The organism is Candidatus Eisenbacteria bacterium (assembly GCA_016867715.1).
Taxonomy (GTDB): domain Bacteria; phylum Orphanbacterota; class Orphanbacteria; order Orphanbacterales; family Orphanbacteraceae; genus VGIW01.
In genome coordinates this window covers 1-1,804 of record VGIW01000168.1, presented here as the reverse complement: position 1 = coordinate 1,804, position 1,804 = coordinate 1, and the positions used below count along the sequence as shown (strand labels likewise).

The 1,804-nt window shown below is 67.0% G+C and carries 2 protein-coding genes; both read left to right on the top strand.

Annotated elements, in window-relative coordinates; translation table 11 throughout:
• On the top strand, window positions 1-417 hold a 417-nt coding region (locus FJY73_14390; protein ID MBM3321848.1), incomplete at its 5' end, for a cytochrome C.
• Between the two features lie 329 nt (window positions 418-746).
• A partial coding sequence (locus FJY73_14385; protein ID MBM3321847.1) for a hypothetical protein occupies window positions 747-1,804 on the top strand: 1,058 nt, incomplete at its 3' end.

The window sequence follows — 1,804 nt, the reverse complement described above, 5'->3', positions numbered from 1 at the left end:
GCGTCGGGAAGAATCGACGCGAGCCTCCCCGGGCTCAAGGCGATCGGTCTCGATCTCCTGACGCGCGAGTATCCGTCGAAGGGGGCGGCCCTTGCCGCGATCCCGATGGAGCTCGAGCGCCACTATCGCGAGCTCGACCCCGAGGCGTTCGAGGCGGTCCGCGTTTCCGTCCGCGCCGCGGGGGAGGAAATCCGAAATCTTTACGACGCGAACATCTTTCCATCGATGAACATCACATGGAACACTTATCCCAGCCACCTCGGCCACGAAGAGAACAGCGGGTGCTTCCGCTGCCACTCGGGCGAGCACGTGAGCGAGGACGGCCAAGAGATCGACAGCTCCTGCGAAACCTGCCACTCGCTCCTCGCCGTCGAGGAAGAAGACCCGGCGGTTCTCCACACGCTTCTCGCGGAGTGAGCGCGACACGACTTCGGTCTTGATCTCGGTCAACTCATAAAACGAGAAAACTCGTTGACAGATGTTCCTCTCATCATCGACGCTATTGATCGTCCCTCCGGGTAGGTTTGACGGCTGATGAACTCCCTCGGCGGCCGATCGCTGATCGTCGTATGCGCGCCCGGAGACCCTCCCTCCCCCGGTTCTCCTCGGCGCTTTGTTGGTGGCCGGCCCGCGGGAGCGGGCCTTTCTTTCTCCCGCGCCTCGGCGGGGGCGGGTTTCGGAGCGTCCGACCTCGGAATGCTCCCCGGCCCTTGGACGGGGCGCCGATCCGGACGGAGGTAACGAACATGACGCGCGCTCGGGACCATAGGATGCTCGCCGTCGTCCTTCCCTTCTTCCTCTTCCTCGCCGCGGGGTGCGGGGACGAGGAGGTCGTCGAGGTCGTAAGGGAGCCCGCGATCCGCGTGACCGTGACCGCCTCGGCGGACAGCGTCGATCAGGGCGGCCGGGTCTCCGTCTTCGCGAGGGCGACTGCGGAGAACCCGGGGACGTTCGAATACGCTTGGAGGGCGACCGGCGGCGCGTTCGTCGATGCGGCCGCGGAGAGCACCGTCTGGATCGCGCCGGACGACCCCAACCTCTACACGATCTCCTGCGTCGTGACCGACGGCGCGGACGCGGGGATCGGGACCGACCGCGTCTTCGTGGGGACCTACGTCCCGGCCGACTCCCCCTTCTATCTCGGCGCGGGAACCTGCGCCGTCTGCCACGCGGGCGGGTCGGGAGGCGATCAGCACACGTCCTGGTCGGGGACCGCGCACGCGCACGCGATCGAGTCGCTCGAAGCGATCGGGATGAACCACAATGCTTACTGTCTCAAGTGTCACACGGTCGGGAGCTACGGGCTCTTCGCCGACGCCTCCCTCGACAACGGCGGCCACGACGAGACGGCGGTCGAGCGTCTCGAGGGGGTGCAGTGCGAGAACTGCCACGGCCCGGCGAGCAACCACACGGGAGGCGGCGAGGGGCAGAACGTGGCGGTCACGATCAGCGACACCACTTGCGGTCAATGCCACTCCGACGAGCACCATCCGACGTGGGACGAATGGCAGGAATCGGCGCACGCGAGGATCGAGGAATACCCGGCCCTGCGCGGAAGCTGCGCTCACTGTCACAACGGACTCTATGCTCACAAGTACCTCGACGATCCGGCCGCGTATGTAGCGCCGACCTCGAACCCGACCGAGGCTCGCCCCCACACCTGCGCGGTCTGCCACGACCCGCACGGGAACGACAACCCGGGACAGCTCCGGGACGCATCGGCCACCGACATCGCGCTCCCGAACTCCCCGCTGATTCCAAGCGCGGGCGCCGGTCGCCTCTGCATGGCGTGCCATAACGGGCG